Origin of the sequence: Streptococcus parasanguinis, from assembly GCF_023109675.1 — a bacterium.
GTDB classification, from domain to species: domain Bacteria; phylum Bacillota; class Bacilli; order Lactobacillales; family Streptococcaceae; genus Streptococcus; species Streptococcus parasanguinis_I.
The window spans coordinates 15,163-32,866 of sequence record NZ_JALDUR010000019.1 but is presented as its reverse complement, the minus strand read 5'-3'; the positions used below and the strand labels follow the sequence as shown (position 1 = coordinate 32,866).

At 43.2% G+C, this 17,704-nt stretch carries 18 protein-coding genes; 2 read left to right on the top strand and 16 right to left on the bottom strand.

The genetic code is table 11. From position 1 onward, the window contains the following. Positions 1-130: 130 nt before the first annotated feature. The 7 genes from M1G14_RS10200 to M1G14_RS10170 form a co-directional block, all read right to left on the bottom strand. Complete coding sequence (locus M1G14_RS10200; protein WP_247926575.1) at positions 131-2,449, bottom strand: HAD-IC family P-type ATPase; 2,319 nt, start codon at positions 2,447-2,449, stop codon at positions 131-133. Positions 2,450-2,457: 8 nt separating this feature from the next. Continuing rightward, the gene (gene gloA2, locus M1G14_RS10195; protein ID WP_247926574.1) at positions 2,458-2,844 is read right to left on the bottom strand and encodes an SMU1112c/YaeR family gloxylase I-like metalloprotein; all 387 of its coding nucleotides are present in this window, start codon (positions 2,842-2,844) and stop codon (positions 2,458-2,460) included. Positions 2,845-2,910: 66 nt separating this feature from the next. Then, a complete protein-coding gene (locus tag M1G14_RS10190) occupies positions 2,911-5,271 on the bottom strand; it encodes a DNA translocase FtsK (protein ID WP_247926573.1) in 2,361 nt (786 codons plus the stop codon). Positions 5,272-5,423: 152 nt separating this feature from the next. Further along, positions 5,424-5,927: a hypothetical protein gene (locus tag M1G14_RS10185; RefSeq protein ID WP_247926572.1), complete on the bottom strand. Its 504-nt coding sequence runs from the start codon at positions 5,925-5,927 to the stop codon at positions 5,424-5,426. Beyond that, entirely contained in the window at positions 5,920-6,795 is an 876-nt protein-coding gene (locus M1G14_RS10180) for a hypothetical protein (RefSeq protein ID WP_049522640.1), read from the bottom strand. Before M1G14_RS10180 ends, M1G14_RS10185 begins: the two co-directional genes overlap by 8 nt. Next, entirely contained in the window at positions 6,776-7,654 is an 879-nt protein-coding gene (locus tag M1G14_RS10175; protein ID WP_049522641.1) for a hypothetical protein, read from the bottom strand. Before M1G14_RS10175 ends, M1G14_RS10180 begins: the two co-directional genes overlap by 20 nt. 68 nt (positions 7,655-7,722) lie before the next feature. Further along, positions 7,723-8,487 (bottom strand): hypothetical protein, encoded by a 765-nt coding sequence (locus tag M1G14_RS10170; RefSeq protein ID WP_049522642.1) that lies wholly within the window; start codon positions 8,485-8,487, stop codon positions 7,723-7,725. 239 nt (positions 8,488-8,726) lie between these two features. Between M1G14_RS10170 and M1G14_RS10165 the strand changes: the two genes are divergently transcribed. After that, positions 8,727-9,572 carry a peptidylprolyl isomerase gene (locus tag M1G14_RS10165; RefSeq protein WP_024054832.1) on the top strand — a complete coding sequence of 282 codons (846 nt, stop codon included), beginning with the start codon at positions 8,727-8,729 and terminating at the stop codon, positions 9,570-9,572. Between the two features lie 312 nt (positions 9,573-9,884). Here M1G14_RS10165 and M1G14_RS10160 read toward each other — a convergent pair whose 3' ends face one another. The 8 genes from M1G14_RS10160 to tmk form a co-directional block, all read right to left on the bottom strand. After that, the gene (locus tag M1G14_RS10160; RefSeq protein ID WP_049522643.1) at positions 9,885-11,426 is read right to left on the bottom strand and encodes an ABC-F family ATP-binding cassette domain-containing protein; all 1,542 of its coding nucleotides are present in this window, start codon (positions 11,424-11,426) and stop codon (positions 9,885-9,887) included. 362 nt (positions 11,427-11,788) lie between these two features. Further along, on the bottom strand, positions 11,789-12,142 hold the full coding sequence (locus M1G14_RS10155; protein WP_049523248.1) for an arsenate reductase family protein: 354 nt from the start codon (positions 12,140-12,142) through the stop codon (positions 11,789-11,791). A gap of 5 nt (positions 12,143-12,147) precedes the next feature. Next, a complete protein-coding gene (locus tag M1G14_RS10150) occupies positions 12,148-12,639 on the bottom strand; it encodes a methylated-DNA--[protein]-cysteine S-methyltransferase (protein ID WP_049523250.1) in 492 nt (163 codons plus the stop codon). Next, the gene (locus M1G14_RS10145) at positions 12,623-13,204 is read right to left on the bottom strand and encodes a GNAT family N-acetyltransferase (protein ID WP_049523252.1); all 582 of its coding nucleotides are present in this window, start codon (positions 13,202-13,204) and stop codon (positions 12,623-12,625) included. Before M1G14_RS10145 ends, M1G14_RS10150 begins: the two co-directional genes overlap by 17 nt. A 17-nt stretch (positions 13,205-13,221) precedes the next feature. After that, positions 13,222-14,079 carry a 16S rRNA (cytidine(1402)-2'-O)-methyltransferase gene (gene rsmI, locus M1G14_RS10140; RefSeq protein ID WP_247926571.1) on the bottom strand — a complete coding sequence of 286 codons (858 nt, stop codon included), beginning with the start codon at positions 14,077-14,079 and terminating at the stop codon, positions 13,222-13,224. Positions 14,080-14,081: 2 nt separating this feature from the next. Beyond that, positions 14,082-14,402, bottom strand: a complete 321-nt coding sequence (yabA, locus tag M1G14_RS10135) for a DNA replication initiation control protein YabA (RefSeq protein ID WP_003005416.1) — start codon at positions 14,400-14,402, stop codon at positions 14,082-14,084. Between the two features lie 9 nt (positions 14,403-14,411). After that, on the bottom strand, positions 14,412-15,305 hold the full coding sequence (locus tag M1G14_RS10130; RefSeq protein ID WP_049523256.1) for a DNA polymerase III subunit delta': 894 nt from the start codon (positions 15,303-15,305) through the stop codon (positions 14,412-14,414). Then, complete coding sequence (gene tmk, locus M1G14_RS10125) at positions 15,302-15,940, bottom strand: dTMP kinase (protein ID WP_003004942.1); 639 nt, start codon at positions 15,938-15,940, stop codon at positions 15,302-15,304. Before tmk ends, M1G14_RS10130 begins: the two co-directional genes overlap by 4 nt. A 149-nt stretch (positions 15,941-16,089) precedes the next feature. Between tmk and M1G14_RS10120 the strand changes: the two genes are divergently transcribed. Further along, entirely contained in the window at positions 16,090-16,977 is an 888-nt protein-coding gene (locus M1G14_RS10120; RefSeq protein ID WP_049506477.1) for a YitT family protein, read from the top strand. Between the two features lie 42 nt (positions 16,978-17,019). Here M1G14_RS10120 and M1G14_RS10115 read toward each other — a convergent pair whose 3' ends face one another. Next, positions 17,020-17,676 carry a CBS domain-containing protein gene (locus M1G14_RS10115; RefSeq protein WP_049523258.1) on the bottom strand — a complete coding sequence of 219 codons (657 nt, stop codon included), beginning with the start codon at positions 17,674-17,676 and terminating at the stop codon, positions 17,020-17,022. Positions 17,677-17,704 lie beyond the last annotated feature (28 nt).

Genomic DNA, 17,704 nt, shown 5'->3' with positions numbered 1-17,704 from the left:
AGACGCAGTGGTTGAGTGGGCTCTACTACGCTGATTTCATCAGCTTTTACAGCCCTACTCAACTGTGCGGAGGTGGGGCGACGAAATCGAATTCTAACGAATTACCGATTTCTGTCCCACTCTCTTTTTTTTATTTCTTCCGATGAAAGAACCAGCCCACCAACTTCTTGAAAACTTGAATCAAGATGAGAGCAAGAACTGCCATGATGGCACAGAGGACCAGTGTTTGGATCCTCAAGGGGCTCATGTTGAAGAATTTCCCTAGGATACTACTTGAAACCAGGAAGGCTAGGATATTCCCTAGAAGAACCAGTCTCTTGTAGTGATTGAGAGGCTGGGATTCCTGGTAGATGATGATAAAACCAACGAAGGCCATCAAGCAGATGGCTGCACTCGAGAGTTCTTCCGACCTCATGCCAAATGCTGAAGAGAGCAACACCAAACTAAAGATCAGTATAAAATCCGTCAAGGCAGCAGGTAGCGCATTTTTAAAGACCGTTTCGATAAAGCGCCCTTTGATGCGCTCGCTATTGGGCTCAAGCGCTAGGAAGAATCCTGGAATCCCAATCGTAAAACCACTGATCAAAGACATCTGCGACGGCATGATGGGATAGGTAAAGGCTAAGAGCGTCACTGAGATGGCCAACAAAATAGAAAAGATATTCTTGATCAAAAAGAGACTGGCTGATCGCTGAATATTATTGACCACCCGACGCCCTTCTGCCACGATGGACGGCATCTTTCCAAAGTCGGAATCTAGCAAGACCACTTGCGCAATCTTTTTGGTCGCATCATTTCCAGATTCCATCGCAATACTACAATCCGCTGTTTTGAGGGCCAGAATATCGTTGACGCCATCTCCGGTCATGGCTACTTTATGCCCCTTTGCCTGCAAGCCTTCTACAAGGCTTTTCTTTTGCTCTGGTGTCACTCGTCCAAAGACCGTATATTGGCTCGCCGCCTGGTGCAAGTCTTCTTCCGTCAGTAAGGTTCTGGTATCAATTAGATCCTCTGCTCCTTCAATGCCTGCTTTTTGTGCAATAGCTGAGACCGTTGCTGGGTTGTCTCCTGAAATGACCTTAATGGTCACTCCTTGTTCTTTAAAGTAGGCGAAGGTTTCTTTGGCATTTTTTCTCAACGGATTGGAGAGAATGATCCAGGCCACCAAGTCTACAGGAGCCTTTAAAGTCTCTCCCAGGTGTTCTCCCTTATATTTCCCAAAGGCCAAGACCCGATTACCCGCCTGCGTAGCAGGAGCTATCTCTTGTTCAAGCTCAGAGAAGCCCTCTCGTAAAACAAATTCTGGTGCCCCTAATACATAGATCCCAGATTCAAAGGCAATGGCCCCATATTTTTTCTTGGACGTAAAGGGCTGAATGTCGAGAGCCTTCCATGGCTGGCTTACTGGTGTCTTGTGAAATTTTCGGATGGCATCCATGGTATCGTTTTGATCCATACTAGCCTCTACATACTGAGCTAGAGCTTCCAAGTCTTGAGCGTCTTTAACTGGACGAATCTCTGTCACTTCCATACCTGGCTCTGTAATAGTCCCTGTCTTATCGACACAAAGGACATCCACGCGCGATAAGGTCTCAATCCCCTTCATGCTATTGAGCAGAACCTTTTCCTTGGCTAATCTGACAGCCCCCAGAGCCAGTGCCAAGGTCATCAAGAGATACAAGCCTTCTGGAATCATCCCGATCAAGGCCCCGACTGTTGAAGTCACACTGAGCTTGAGGCTATCGCCTAGGCTGATATAGCTACGAAGAAAAAGGAGCGAGCCTAGCGGAATGATAAGGAGACCAATGATCCCCACGATTCGGTTGACCGCATGGACCATATCGGATTCCTCATAAGACTTGACCTGCTTGGCTTCCAGGCTCAATTGGTTGATGTAGGAGTCGTTCCCAACTTTTTCCAGTCTCGCTAAACCTTGACCAGCGATCACAAAACTTCCTGACATGAGTGCGTCTTGTGCTCCTTTTTTGACCTCATCGGCTTCACCGGTCAATTGCGACTCATCGACTTTTAGCTCGCCCTCCAGCAAGACCCCATCCGCATAGATCTGATCTCCAGCTTGAAAACGAACCAGATCGCTCTCCACCAGCTGATCGATAGGTAGGGCAACTTCTTTTCCTTCACGAAAAACGACCGCCTCACTCATGTGTAGAAATTGCATCTGACGCAAGATCCGTCGAGAGCGGACTTCCTGCACAATTCCAACCAAGGAGTTGACCACGACAATCGGGACAAACAAGAGATTGTTCCAAGACTTCACTGCAACCAGCAAGAACGCTAAGACCAGGAAAATCAGATTAAAGTAGGTAAAGACATTATCTCGAATGATCTGCCCAATACTTTTTTCTGTCTTAATCGTGACCTTATTTTGCTTGCCCTCTTGGATCTTTTTCGCTACTTCTTCCTGACTGAGTCCTTCTAATCTAACCATTGCTTTCCTCACTCATGTATTTCCAAGGGCAATCCTTCTGGATCGAAGAAAAATGCCATCTTCTTGCCATCAAAGTCGTCATAGCGAAGGCCTGTATTCTCAATACCTAGCTGATCCAATCTAGCTAGATAGGTCTCTACATCGTCCACTTTAAAGGCCAGATGACGCAGTCCCGCATGCTCGGGCAAGGGGAGCTTAGGCCGTTCTGGGGCCGTCGGTTTGATAAAGAGTTCTAAAGTCAGCTCCCCCTGGTGGAGATTGATCAAGATATCTCCGCGTTCGGGACGGTCATACTCACTGACAATCGCAAAGCCCAACTGGTCCACATAAAAGTGCAACATGACGTCGCGATCCCGTCCAATGATGGCAATATGATGAATCGTGTCTAACTTCATCTGGTCCTACTTTCTATTTTCTATAAAAAGAAAAGGGAGTGGGGCATATGCCCTTTTTCCCTATCCTTATGATTGTTGCAATACTTTTCGAGGCTTGGTCCCTTCAGCTGGTCCAATCACACCCGCTGCTTCCAACTCTTCCATGAGGCGAGTCGCCCGATTAAAACCAACCGATAAGCGGCGCTGGATCATCGAAGCACTGGCTTTTTGGGTCTCGATGACGAGCGCTTTGGCCTCTTCAAAGAGAGGATCACCCTCGTCCGAGCCACCCATGCCTCCGTCAAAGTCTGACTCCGATACTTCACCTGGATCAAAGGCATCATCATAATCAGCTTCTGCCTGCTCTTTGACAAAGTTGACAATCCGCTCCACATCGTCATCTGAGATAAAGGATCCTTGTAGACGGATTGGATGATTTTCATCGATCGGTTTAAAGAGCATGTCCCCACGACCGAGCAATTTCTCTGCGCCATTTTCATCCAAGATGGTCCGTGAGTCGGTTCCAGATGATACCGCAAAAGCGACACGGGAAGGCACATTGGCCTTGATCAAACCTGAGATAACATCAACCGATGGCCGTTGGGTCGCGAGAATCATGTGGATCCCCGCTGCACGTGCCTTTTGTCCAAGGCGAATAATAGCATCTTCCACTTCTTTACTTGCGACCATCATCAAATCTGCCAACTCGTCGACAATGACCACGATCAATGGAAGGGGCACTTGCTTCATCTCAGACTGGGCATTGTACTCAGCAACCTTGGCATTAAAGCCAGCAATATTACGAGCACCCACTTTCGAAAAGAGCTCATAGCGATTTTCCATCTCATCGACAACTTTTTGCAGGGCCCGACTGGCCTTGCGTGGATTGGTCACCACTGGGATCAAGAGGTGAGGAATATCATTGTAGACAGAAAGCTCCACCATCTTTGGATCGACCATCATAAACTTGACTTCGTCCGGACGAGCCTTCATCAAGATACTCGAAATAATCCCATTGACCGCTACTGACTTACCAGATCCAGTAGACCCCGCTACCAAGAGGTGGGGCATCCGAGCCAAATCAAAGGTTCGTGCCGAGCCATCTACAGCCTTCCCAAGAGGAATCTCAAGGAGTTTAGCTGGGTCTGTTTTGGACTGCTCCCACAATTCACGGAAGGAAACGGTCGCAATCTCTGAGTTGGGCACCTCAATCCCGACCAGAGACTTCCCTGGAATCGGCGCTTCAATCCGCACATCCTTGGCTGCTAGGGCTAAGGCCAAATCATCTGCTAGGTTGGAGATGCGGTTGACCCGCACACCGACAGCCGGCTTGACTTCATATTTGGTGACAGAGGGTCCGATTTCTGCCCGCTCCACTGTCGCCTTGATGTTAAAGCTTGCAAAGGTCTCTTCCAAAATGCGGATATTCTGACGAACGATGTTTTTCTCTTTGGATTGATTTTTCGGCTTATCAGGTGCGAAGAGATCAATGGTTGGAAGCTTGTACTGGAGGAGTTCCTTAGGTGTGAAATCCACTTGAACTTCTTCCCCATCGTCCTCGAATTCTTCGGCTTCCGGAAACTCTTCGTATGCTTCGGGCTCTTCAGGCCATTCTTGATCTGGCAGGTAAATCTCTGGTGTTGCTGGTGCGACAATTTCGGCTTCTGGGAAGGGCTCTGTGAACGGCTCTTCCTCCAACACCTCTCCCGTTTCAGGGTCTACAGGATGCCCTTCCATTGAAAGGGGAGTTGGAAGAACTGCACTTGCTTCTTCTTGCTCTCGTTCAGCTGCAGCAGCTTCCTCAGCAGCTCTCGCTTCTTTTTCAAGGAATTTCTGCTCGCGACGTTCTTTGCGTTTTTCCATAGAAGCGTGGAAGGCTTCCGATCCTTTTTCAAACAAATCATAGATGGAGTAAGGACTCATCAAGAGAATCCCCAATCCAATAAAGAGAAGGCCAATAAAATAAGAGCCAATATTTGAAAAGAGGAAGGAAATCGGAGCATAAAGAAGTGTACCGATCATACCACCACCGGCAAAGCTCTCCACCCGCAGATGAATCAGGTCTGCCATGATTCTTGAAAAGGTGACCTTGATCCCATTATTGTCTAAATGAAGGGAGGATACAAAGAAGGCCTGAAACATCAAGAGAAGCCCAGCAAAGAAGCTTAGGAAGCCTGAGATCACCCCTTCGTGTTTGTCCAGCCATTTAAAGGCGTAGAGGTAGAAAAAGGTCGCTAAAATAGCCAAATAGGCCAAACTTCCAACAAATAGTCGGATCAAGTTGTAGGCCAAGACTCCTACTGCTCCCAATTTCAAGGCTGCAAAGACTAAAACCAGACTAATCAGAATGGTCGCAATCATGCGATGAATTGCTTTTTTTCTTTCTAATTCTGCTTTGGACAGTCGTCTTGTCGACCGTGTTTTTTTTGATTGATTATTGTTTGCCATAACTTTTATTATATCACATTTCCAAGCTAGTTCTCTAGTAAAATCACTTTCACAAATTTGTAGCAGAAAGCAGAAAAACAGCACCGAGTGGGCACTGTTCTTTAGAGCTGTTTAGAACGATATTCAATGATGTTCAAATTCCAAAATGGTTCTTACTCAGATTTTTTATCCTCCGGTGTGATGGTATCTAGAACTTGGTTGAATTTTTGCTCTCTTTCCAAGTCATGATCCATTTGAATGATATCGATTTGATCTTGTACATTTGTTTGTTGGACTTGTGGTTTATATAGTGAGGTAAATCCTACTCCAATCACCAGTAGACTCGCTCCAAGGACGCAAAGTCTTTTGACATGCCAAGCCATAGGCAAGGGAATTTTTGCTCCGAAACCTGATTTCTTAATCCAATCCGGATGGTCTCGCATGACACGATTTACCGCCATCAGAGGCTTCAGGTAGCCAAAGAGCGCAATGACCGTTGTCAACCCAATCACCCGAAAACGATTCTGATTGGACGGAGAAACATGGTTCACTTCCATCAAGACCATTCCCGTAATCACTAAAGTAATGACCAGTAATAAGCCCAAAGATCTCCATAGACCTTCCCTACGGTAGCATTTCAATTCATCAAATGACATCTGGTTAAAATTCTTATTCATTCTCCAATAACTCCTTGTGTTTTTTCAGGTATTGTTTCCCATACCATTCTTCTACAGACTTGCCTTCCCATTCACGGTATTCTTCAGGAAATTTCCATTTGTAATATGCTTGAAGGAAGTATGGTAAGCCTATAAAAGCACTGACAGCAAGCACTACTATATTACAAAAGATCCACAGCAATAAAAAGCCAAATGCCTTGATGGAAGTTGAAACATCTAATGAAAAGATTCCCAAAATATGCTTGATAATGATCCCTATTCCTAAAATAGCCATCCCATAAAGAGAAATCATTTTTGCGATCTTATTAAGGAAAGTATCTTCCGAAGCCTCTGCATACATAAGTTTTCTTAATCCTGCTAACGCAATTGTAAACAGCATGTAAGTTGCTATCATCATGATTCCATAAATGGCAATGATTTCTGCAGTGGATAGATTGGCCAATAAAATGTCAAAAACAACTAGATCTATTTCCAATATGAACCAAACCAAAAATGTAAAAACGTGAAACTGATAGCGATATGGTAACAGGTAAGCTCGTTTCACCCACTTTCCAATCACAACGAAAGAAAGCCAAATGAGAACCAAGATTAAAAATACATTTACTGTTAAGGATTCATGCTTAGCTATTGGAAGAGTTAACGTCTTGCTTTCATGAAATTCCATTGATACAATCAACAGAAAGAAGTTAAAACCGACAGGAAAAATAAGGGATAAAATAAAACTTCGAATTCGAAACCAAAGAGAAGCATGCCCATTCTTAAAAAATTTCGCTGTCTTATCATGTTGCTCTTGCTGTAACTTTACAAACCCATCGTCTTCGAGATTGAGACTTTCTTCAAAACTGGCTTTAAAGATCGATTTCTTCATTCTTATCTTCCAACAACTCCTTGTGTTTTTTCAGGTACTTCTTACCATACCACTCTTCCAGTGATTTTCCTTCGAACTCTCGATATTCTTCTGAATATTTATTTCGATAGTAACCATATAGTGAATGGGGCAAAAGTAATATAAAATACATACCCAAAAATATCACATTCATTAGAAATATCATACCAATCACTGATACTACACCTATAATATCGGTTCTAACTTCTCCGATTTGTGGAAAAAAGAATTTTAAAACCATCCAAATTGCAACAATTCCTCCAGCAAATCCTGTAACTAATTGAATTTGTTTAGATTGAGAACCATTATCAGTTTGTTTTTCATATAATCGAGTTCGAATTGAAGATATTCTTTTTCGAATAATCATCCCATCAATGATTCCAATTAGAGAATAAATTACAAGTAAACCAGGAATGGTTAAAGTTCTCCCAAAACCACTAATAAAGAATAAATTAACAAACAATATCATCCATATTATATACAAGTTTCCATTTAGAATGCTAACATATGGAACTTTTGCAATGTATTGTTTTCTACAATTGACTTTACTTATGGCATACCACAAAAAACCGCACAAGAAAAATAACCAGAATGGCAAAAAATTGATGCCCCAAGTTTTCACAGTCATGCCATTCTGTGGATGGGCAATATTTGAATCGGTTATTGCTGATAGTCCAAACAGGAACAAAATCCCCATAAATGAGAATAGTTTTCTCGCAATACTAAATGGCTTTGTGTAGATTTTTCGACTATTTGTGTCCTTGACCATATAATCGATAAAGCCATCATGACGCAAACGACGGCTCTCATAAAAATTGGCATTAAAGATTGATTTCTTCATTTTTATCTTCCAACAACTCCTTATGTTTTTCAGGTTCTTTCATTTAATCTCTATTTCGATTGGAGAATTTACAGATGATTGCCTTCATCCTTCAAGTATTGTTTAGCCTTTCGAACAATATAAAGTGATTCATCTTCTGAAACTAACTTGTGAAAGAGATCATTGGCTCTGTGCTGATCACCTTTAAGAGTGGCATTCAAGGCTTGGTAGTAGATAATTTCCAACTGCTGGTACTTGAAATCATTGCTTAAATCTTCGAAATAGTCATTGCTTTGATGCGCAATGGTTAAATCATAAAGGGCAAGACAGACCTTTCTTGTTTTCTCAGCCAGTGTCGGGTCTGTGATAGTCAATTCATTCAACCGACCCTCCAGTTCTCCTCTAGACAAATCAGGATCTGTCAGGACAGTTGATCGCATGAGATAACTTTCAAAAAAGTTTTTATATTTCTGCGGATAATCCGTCTGACTAAGTGCTTCCCTAGCTTCTTTTATGACAGTATCGAAATCTCCCATCATAAAAGAATAGGCAACCGATGTCAGCTTAATATCTATCTGTGAAATAGCTTTTTTCACATTCTTGTTCAACTGAAGGTATTGCTGCCAAAAAGCTAAATCTAAGTCTACATGGAGCAAGGTGTTGCACTTGTTGGTGTAGCTTTTCTTGAGCAATTGGATGAATAAAATCAAGCATGCAATAACCAATAAAACGCCAGCAGTCTGAAGAAGATTATCCCTGACCACTAATCCAATGCAAAAGATCAGAAGCATTGCTAACAAGCCTGCAGATCTAATATAGAGTCTATAGTTTTTGCGTAGAGTTTTATAATCCAATTTGTAGCCTCCTATTCATGATACGGTTTTTGAGGGAATTCGTTCATTTTCCACCAAATCAACTTATCTTCCATCATACCGAATTATCTATCTATATGCAACTTCCTTCTTAATTAGTGATTTATCAAATGTTATCAATCTTGAAACAACTTCAGAAAATAGAGAATCCCGTCCAGATTTGAAAGTATCGCAAAATTAAGGTACAATAGAGAAAGACAACTATGTTGGAAAGGAAGAATATGAAAAAATTAATCGCACTACTATTATTTTCCGGCTTGGCTTTGACAGCTTGTTCGTCCAATAAGACAGACGCTAACTCTTCAAGCTCAAGCAAAGAAAAGACAGAGCAAACAGCAACTTCTAGCTCTAGTGAAAAAGATCAAAAGAAAATTGAAGAAGAACAAAAGAAATTAGAACAACTGCGCAAAGATTTTAACGATGCCATGACCAATGAAAATGCTGTCTTCCCACAACTCTCAACTGATGTGGCTGAAGACGAAGCAGAGGTTAAAATCACAACAACTGAAGGCGACATCACTGTGAAGCTCTTCCCTAAATATGCGCCCCTTGCAGTTGAAAACTTCTTGACCCATGCAAAAGAAGGCTACTACAATGGCTTACTTTTCCACCGTGTCATTAACAACTTTATGATCCAAACTGGGGATCCTAAAGGAGACGGTACTGGTGGCGAATCTATCTGGAAGGGCAAAGACAAATCCAAAGATTCAGGTACTGGTTTTGAGAATGAGTATTCTCCATACCTTTACAACCTTCGTGGAGCCCTTGCCATGGCCAATTCTGGTCCAAATACCAATGGTAGTCAATTCTATATCAACCAAAATAAGGATGATATTTCAAGTAAACTTCCAACTGATCGTTTCCCAGCTAAGATCATCGATGCTTATAAAAATGGTGGAAATCCAACCCTTGATGGTGGCAACTACACTGTCTTTGGCCAAGTGATCGATGGCATGGATGTGGTCGACAAAATTGCATCTGCCGAAACTGATGATAAGGACAAACCAAAAACAGACATCAAGATCGAGAAAATCGAGATCTTAAAAGACTACAATTTCAAGAAATAATGAAAAGAGAACCAAAAGGTTCTCTTTTTCTATCAAATGTAAATTTTTCTTAGAAACTTTCCTTAGGTGAGTACGGACGTCAGCGAACTTCTGCGAAGTTCCATGACTAATTATTGAGCCTAAGGTCTCAATAATTCCGTGTGCCTGAAACAAATCTGTTTCAGGCACTTTTCTCACTGCGGAATGTTTCGGTCATTACTTGACTAAATTTAAAAATAAAATCATTTAGATTTTTTGAATTAGATGTACCGCCTTATGTAAACAACAAAATTTCTTCATTCTAAAAAGCGAGACAAGTTTCTCTTTTTGTGTTTACGTTAATTCATTAAAGTCCCAGATTTGGTCCATCCAGCCTTCATAGAAGTCTGGCTCGTGACAAACCATGAGGATCGATCCCTTGTATTCTTTCAGGGCCCGTTTCAATTCATCTTTAGCATCCACATCCAAGTGGTTGGTTGGTTCGTCTAGTACCAAGACATTGTTTTCACGATTCATGAGGAGACAGAAGCGTACCTTAGCTTGCTCTCCACCGGATAACACCTGGATTTGGCTCTCGATATGCTTGGTGGTCAACCCACAGCGGGCAAGGGCTGCACGGACCTCTGCTTGGTTGAGAGCTGGAAAGGCATTCCAAACTGCCTCTAGCGGTGTCTGACGATTGCCCCCTTCGACCTCTTGCTCGAAGTAGCCAAGTTCTAGGTAATCTCCACGCTCTACTTCTCCAGCGATAGGTGGGATGATTCCCAGCAAGCTCTTCAAGAGAGTGGTTTTCCCGATCCCGTTGGCACCGATGATGGCTACCTTTTGATTGCGCTCAAACGTTAGGTTCAAAGGCTTGGTCAAAGGACGGTCATACCCAATCTGGAGATCCTTGGCCTGGAAGATAAAGCGTCCCGGAGTCCGGGCATTTTTAAATTCAAAGGAGGGCTTTGGTTTCTCACTTTGCAACTCAATGAGTTCCATCTTGTCCAGCTTCTTCTGACGAGACATGGCCATATTCCGTGTAGCCACACGCGCCTTATTACGGGCTACGAAATCTTTCAAATCAGCAATCTCTTTTTGCTGACGCTCATAAGCCGCTTCTAATTGCGACTTCTTCATTTCATAGATTTCAAGGAATTGGTAGTAGTCTCCTGAATAGCGGGTTAACTGCTGATTTTCCACATGGTAGACGATGTTGATCACATCGTTCAAGAAAGGAATATCGTGAGAAATGAGGACAAAGGCATTTTCATAATTTTGCAAATAGCGCTTGAGCCAATCGATGTGCTCTGCATCCAAGTAGTTGGTTGGCTCGTCAAGTAGCAAAATATCAGGTTTTTCTAGCAAGAGTTTGGCCAAGAGGACCTTGGTCCGTTGCCCACCTGACAAGGAGGTCACATCCGTCTCCATCCCAAAATCCATGACCCCAAGAGCACGCGCCACTTCATCGATCTTGGCATCCAAGGTATAAAAATCACGACTTTCTAGACGCTCTTGGAGTTCTCCAACCTCTTCCATCAAAGCATCGACATCGGCTCCCTCTTCCGCCATGGCCATATAGAGGTCATTGATGCGAGCTTCAGCTGTGAACAACTCATCAAAAGCTGTCCGTAAAACATCGCGAACTGTTTGTCCTTCTTCTAATACCGAATGCTGGTCCAGATAACCTGCCGTCACATACTTAGACCACTCCACCTTTCCTTCGTCAGGTTGCATCTTACCAGTCACGATGCTCATGAAGGTCGATTTCCCCTCACCATTGGCCCCGACAAGACCAATATGCTCTCCCTTTAGCAAACGGAAAGACACATCCTCAAAAATCGCCCGGTCCCCAAAACCGTGGCTTAAATTTTTCACTTCTAAAATACTCATGCTTGACTCTCTTTCATTGATTTCACTCGTATGATTATATCATCTTCACTGCAAAATGAAAAGGGAGCCCAACTCCCTTTAGAATATATATAAATAAATTATAAGTAAGATAGGTTACGCGATTTTGTCAAGAAATCAAAATAAGTTCTAACTTATGAATTTCATAAAGAATATACCGAAACTTTCCGCCGTGAGAAAAGCGCTTGAACTATTAAATTTCAAGCGCTCGGGAGTTTTGAGACCTCAGGCTCAAAACTAAGTCATGGAACTTCGTAGAAGTTCGCTGACGTCCGTACTCACCTAAGGAAAGCTTCTGGCATACTTTTATTATAGATCTGAAGAAAATCCAACTCCCTTTTCTTTTACAAACCTAAGTCTGCGTACGGTTTTCGGTAGCCAACTTGAACTACTTTTCCGTCTTTGACAAGCAGAGGCCGTTTGATCAGCATACCATCTGAAGCAAGGAGATCCGCCGCTTCTTTCACTGTCAGTTGATCCACCTTATCTTTCAAACCGAGTTCACGGTATTTCATCCCGCTAGTATTGAAGAAAGACTTGATCGGTAGGCCAGACGCTGCTATCCAGTCTTGCAATTCTTGGCTAGTCGGTGTTTCTGTGACGATGTTTTGGCTTTGAAAGTCATATTGGAGACCGTCCAATTCTGATTTAGCCTTTCGACAAGTCGAACATTTTGGGTATTCAATAAAGGTATACATCGATTTTATTTCTCCTTCCAGGTAATTCCTTCATGGTGTAAGAGCCAGCGTTTGCGATCGAGTCCAGACGCGTAGCCCGTCAGTTGTCCATCTTTTCCCATCACGCGGTGGCAAGGGACTAAGATCGTCAAGGGATTGCGTCCAACAGCCTGTCCCACGGCTTGAGCTGAACCGCAAGAAAGATCCTGGGCCAGCTGGCCATAGGTCTTGGTCTCACCATATGGGATCTCTCGCAATAACTGCCACACCCGCTCTTGAAAGGCTGTCCCTTGCGGTGCTAGTGGAAAGCTGATAGCGATTGGCTCCCCAGCAAAATAGTGATCCAACCACTCCTTCACCTTCTCATGGTAGGGATGGACCTGCTCCAGCGCCCCATAGGGATCAGGCGCCTCCTCTTTCGGATCATAAAAATCAAGTTCTACAAGGCCTTCCTCACTGACAATGATCGAAAGAAGCCCCATAGGGCTTTCATAAAATTGTTTAAGATAGAGAGTCATTGTAGGCCGCTTCTGCTCTTTGATCCCAGCGGTCTTCTTCTGAGACCACTTGGAATAAACTGGTTTCTGCTTTTCGCTTGATCTTTTGATAAGCCAGGCGGACGCCATCAATAGGGACCTTTCCACAATAATGGTAGCCCAATTTTTCAAGTAAATGCTGCATCACCACATTATCCGGGTGCGTATCGCAACGGAAATCTGGCCCTTTTTCCCCTTCGATTAAACCTTGAAGGAAGGTCTGAGCCACCCCTTTGCCAGCAGCTTCTTTGGCTACAGCGACACGGTGAAAAGTGACATACTTATAATTATCATGCTCCCACTTGCCATCGTAAATCTCATTATAGGCCGCTTCATTTCCCTTGTGAACGGCTGCATAGGCGACAACTTCCTGATCTTCAACTGCCACATAGCCACGACTTTCTAGAATATCCTCAAAAATGATCTCTTCATCTGGATAGCCATCCTGCCACTGGTCGACCTGTCTTTGAGCCAGGCTTTCCTTAGCATCTTGGATGATTTCCATAATTCGCTTGATCTCATTGGGATAAGCCATTCTAATTTCCATCCTGCTTCCAACCTTTCCTAGTCTTGATGGTAACGAGCATAGAGCTCACTCTTTTGCAGGCCGTATTGTTTGGCGACCTGTTTAATTGCTTGATTTTTCTTCATGCCCTCTTGGACCAAGGTATCGATCTCTTGGATCAAGTCGACCTCTTCTAGGTCTAGCTCTTCTTCCTTGGATCCTTCGACAATCAAGAGGCACTCCCCTTTGAGAGGATTTTCTTCAAGAAATGCAACTAACTCAGAAATACTGCCACGAGTATATTCCTCGTAGATCTTGGTTAATTCACGAACCAGGACGACAGGACGATCCCCATAGACAGCCAACATATTCTCTAAGGTTGCCTTCACTCGATGAGGCGATTCATAAAAGATCTGAGTCTCCGGATAGGCCACTTTTTCTTGGAAAAAGGCCTTCTGTTGCCTCTCTTTGCGAGGCAGAAATCCATAAAAAATATGAGGTTGAGGGGCTAGGCCACTGGCAATCAAACCCGTTATACCTGCACTAGGACCAGGCACAGCTACGACAGGAATCTCGCGTTCAATCGTTGCCTTGACCAAATCATGACCAGGGTCAGAAATACTAGGGAGTCCTGCATCTGAGACTTGCGCTAAGTCTTTTCCAGATTCTAAATGGGCGATCAGATCTGGAATTTTCTCCATGGCATTGTGCTCATGAAAGCTGGTCTGGGGTGTCGCAATCTCAAAATGCTTGAGCAAGAGGCCTGTATTTCTAGTATCCTCAGCTGCGATCAAGTCCACATCCTTTAGGGTCTGGACCATGCGGTAACTCATATCCTCCCGGTTACCGATCGGTGTTGGGACCAAGTAAAGCACCCCAGTTTTCTTTTCCCCTTTAAAACTTCGTTGGATCTGCATGCTTACTCCCTAAATAACAACTCGTCACAAAACATACACTCTTCATCGTTCTCACGGCGTTGACCATAGGAATAAGTGCAGATATGAAAACCATCGTTGTAAATACGTTGCAAATTTTCACGACCATGGTGTTGTGACTTTGCGGATGAAGTCTTCTCCACTTCCCCCAAACGCTCTCTCAATTTATCATTTTCTAAGCGAAGAGCTGTATTTTCTTCGATGACTTGTTTCAAATTTTTCTTGATGGCTTCGACTTCAGCCAAGGTGACCAACAAATTCTGAGAAAAGCCGTCTAAAGCATCAAATAATTCTTTTTTATTCATTCTGACTCCTTAACTTTCTAAGCTCAAAACCATATATTCTAGAGCATTTTGAAAAGAAACATTGGCCTTCCACATCCTGCGAGCAAGACTCAATTTCTCAAGCAACTGCTGGGAGCGACTCAAGCACAACTGCTCTTCTAAAGCCAACTCCATCAAACGAAAGGCCTGGCTTTGTTTTTCCTTATCATCTGCTAAACTCACCAACCGAGTCACTTCCAAATAAGCACGATTCAAATTGGATTGACACCGTTCGACGAACTGATCACAAACTTTTGCCAGTTCAAAAAACGTAGCATTCTTTTTTTGTCGCTCTGCTTCTTCGAGACTAAAACTAAAACGAGCTACTAAATTTGCCTGCGATTTAATCAAGCCTTCTTTTTCTAGTAGTTCGGTTAGGTAGGCTTGCTTTTTGGGAAAATGGACCTGCTGGGCCCGACTCTTGATGGTCGGTAAGATCAAGTTTTCATCGGATGTCAACAAGAAGAGATAGATCTCACTTTGGGGTTCTTCCATGACTTTTAAGAGAGAGTTGGCCGCATTGGTATGCATCTTATCCGCATCTTGGACGATAAAGACCTGCCGGCTTCCTTCAAACCCTGATTGAGAAAAGTCTTGAACCAGCGAGCGAATACGGTCAGTCTTAATGATCTGGTTGACCGGACGCACGATCTTCACGTCTGAGAATTCTTCTTCAGCAATCAAGCGGCAGGACCGGCAGTTGCCACAAGGCCAGACTCCCTGCAAATCTTCGCAAAATTGACTTTGAGCTAACAAGAGGGCCATCTCAAAACTGGCAAAAGAGCCTGTAAAAAGATAAGCATGACTGAGCTGTTTGTGTTCTAAGATCTGGGTGAAGCGCTCCACCAATTCCGGCTGGAGCTGTTGGATCTCTTCTAGCTTCATTTCAATATCCCCAAGCGATTTTCTAAAACAGCCAAGACATCTGCAAAGACTGCTTCAAAGGATTGACTGGCATCGATTTTCACAATACGCTCTGGCTCCTTTTCATACAAGGCCAAATAACCTTGTCTGACTTTTTGGTGAAGCTCCAAACCTTCCAAATCCAAACGATTGACTTCCCGCTCTTGGTTTTTCGCAATTCGAGCGAGCCCTTCTTCGACATCCAAATCAAAGTAAAGGGTGAGATCTGGTTTAAGACCATCTGTCGCAAATTGATTGAGCCACTCGATATCTTCCACACTCAGACCGCGACCATACCCTTGATAAGCGACCGAGCTATCAATAAAGCGGTCCATCAAGACAACCTTCCCAGCTGCAAGGGCTGGCAGGACACGTTCCACCAAATGCTGCCGGCGACTAGCAATATAGAGCAACAACTCCGTCTTGGCATCCATACTCGTATGGTCTGGATCTAAAATGACTTGGCGGATCTTTTCTGCAATGTCTACACCGCCTGGTTCACGGGTTGTAATAAAAGGAATTCCTTTTTCTTCAAGTAGAGGCAAAACGGCTTCTAGGACCGATGATTTCCCCGCTCCTTCTGGACCTTCAAATGAAATTAATGTACCGTTTACCATAGTATCCTCTTTCTAGTTTTCTTCTTTTTATTTTACCAAAAATAAGGGTAAAAATCTTGTATTTTAGGAGAGAAAATTTTTCAAAGTCATTTTCATTTTTTCACTTTTTTGTTACAATGATCTTATAAAGTTTTAGGAGACAACCTATCATGTTTAAATTTAAAGATATTCTGGCTATCATCTTGGGGGCCGGCATTTTTTCATTTGGGATCTATTTTTTGGTCATTCCCTTTCACTTCTATGAAGGAGGAGCAACAGGGATTACCTTGATCACCTATTACCTCTTAAAAGTCCCCGTATCCCTGATGAACTTGCTGATCAATATCCCTCTTTTCGTTCTGGCTTGGAAACTGCTGGGCAAGAAATCTCTTTATCTGAGCTTACTTGGGACTTTCTCGGTTTCAGCTTGGATGGCACTCTTTGAAGCCATGCCTCTCAGCCACCACTACCACCACTTTATTTTTACAGCCTTTAAAGGAGATATTCTTCTTGCCTGTATTGCCTCAGGGGTCGTGCTTGGTTTAGGACTAGGGATCATCTTCAATGCTGGTGGAACTACTGGAGGAACAGATATCCTCGCTCGCATCTTTAACAAATACACTTCCCTCAGTATGGGAAAGCTCATGTTGATTGTCGATGCCATTGTTCTGACAACTGTGGTCATTGTCTTCCAAGATGTCCGTACAGCCATGTACACTCTCTTCTTTATCCTGATCGATACGCTTGTAATTGACTTGATTGGGGAAGGTGGTTTTGCTGGAAAAGGCTTCCTTATCGTCACCTCTAAACCAGAAGAAATTGCCAAAAAGGTATCTGATGATCTGGGTCGCGGGATTACCTTTATCCGCGGGATGGGCTACTACAGCCGTAAGGACCTGGATATTGTCTACTGTGTCGTTTCGCGGAATGAGATGAAACAAATGAAAGACATCATCAATCAGATCGATCCATTCGCCTTTATCACCATTTCTGAAGCCCATGAAATTCTCGGCGAAGGTTTTACTTTAGATAAAGAAAAACAACCCATTAACCGTTAATAGAAAAATCAGGCTGGATGATCATCCAGCCTGATTTTTCTATTAAATTACTTTTGCGGTTGTTCGAGTGATTTCATCGACTTTCAAACCGTTGGCTTCAAATTTAGTACGGATTCCTTCTAGATCTGTCACCCCATCAATTTGAACTTCGATAACCACACGGTCGTCTTTGGTTGGGATATTGACTGTATTGGCGATGTTATACCCCTCTTCTACAATCAAGTGAATGATTTGTTCTAGAACGCCAACCTTATCTTCAGTCACAAAGCGAACACGAACTCCTTCTTCTCCATAACCGGATACTTCAAGGAAAGCACGGAAAATATCACGGTCTGTGATGACACCGGATACTTGGTCATTGTCCACGACTGGAAGAATTCCCACCTTGTTCTTGTACATGAGGTAGGTCGCATCTTCTAAGCTCGCAAATTTAGAGACGGTAATGACATCGCGAAGCATGACATCTTTGACCTTGGTCTTGTTCAACAGATAGTTCATCTCGAAAATAGACAAGCTTGTTGCTTTAGATGGACTTGCTTCTGCAATCGTACCTTCTGTCACCAAACCAACCAATTTATCATTTTCAATGACTGGCAAACGGTGCAAACCTTGTTCGCGCATCAAATCTGCCGCATGGGCAATTGTAGTATCTGGACTAATGTAAACCACTTTACGTGTCATAAAATCTTTAACAGCCATAACAAGTTCTCCTATGCTTTTATTAGTT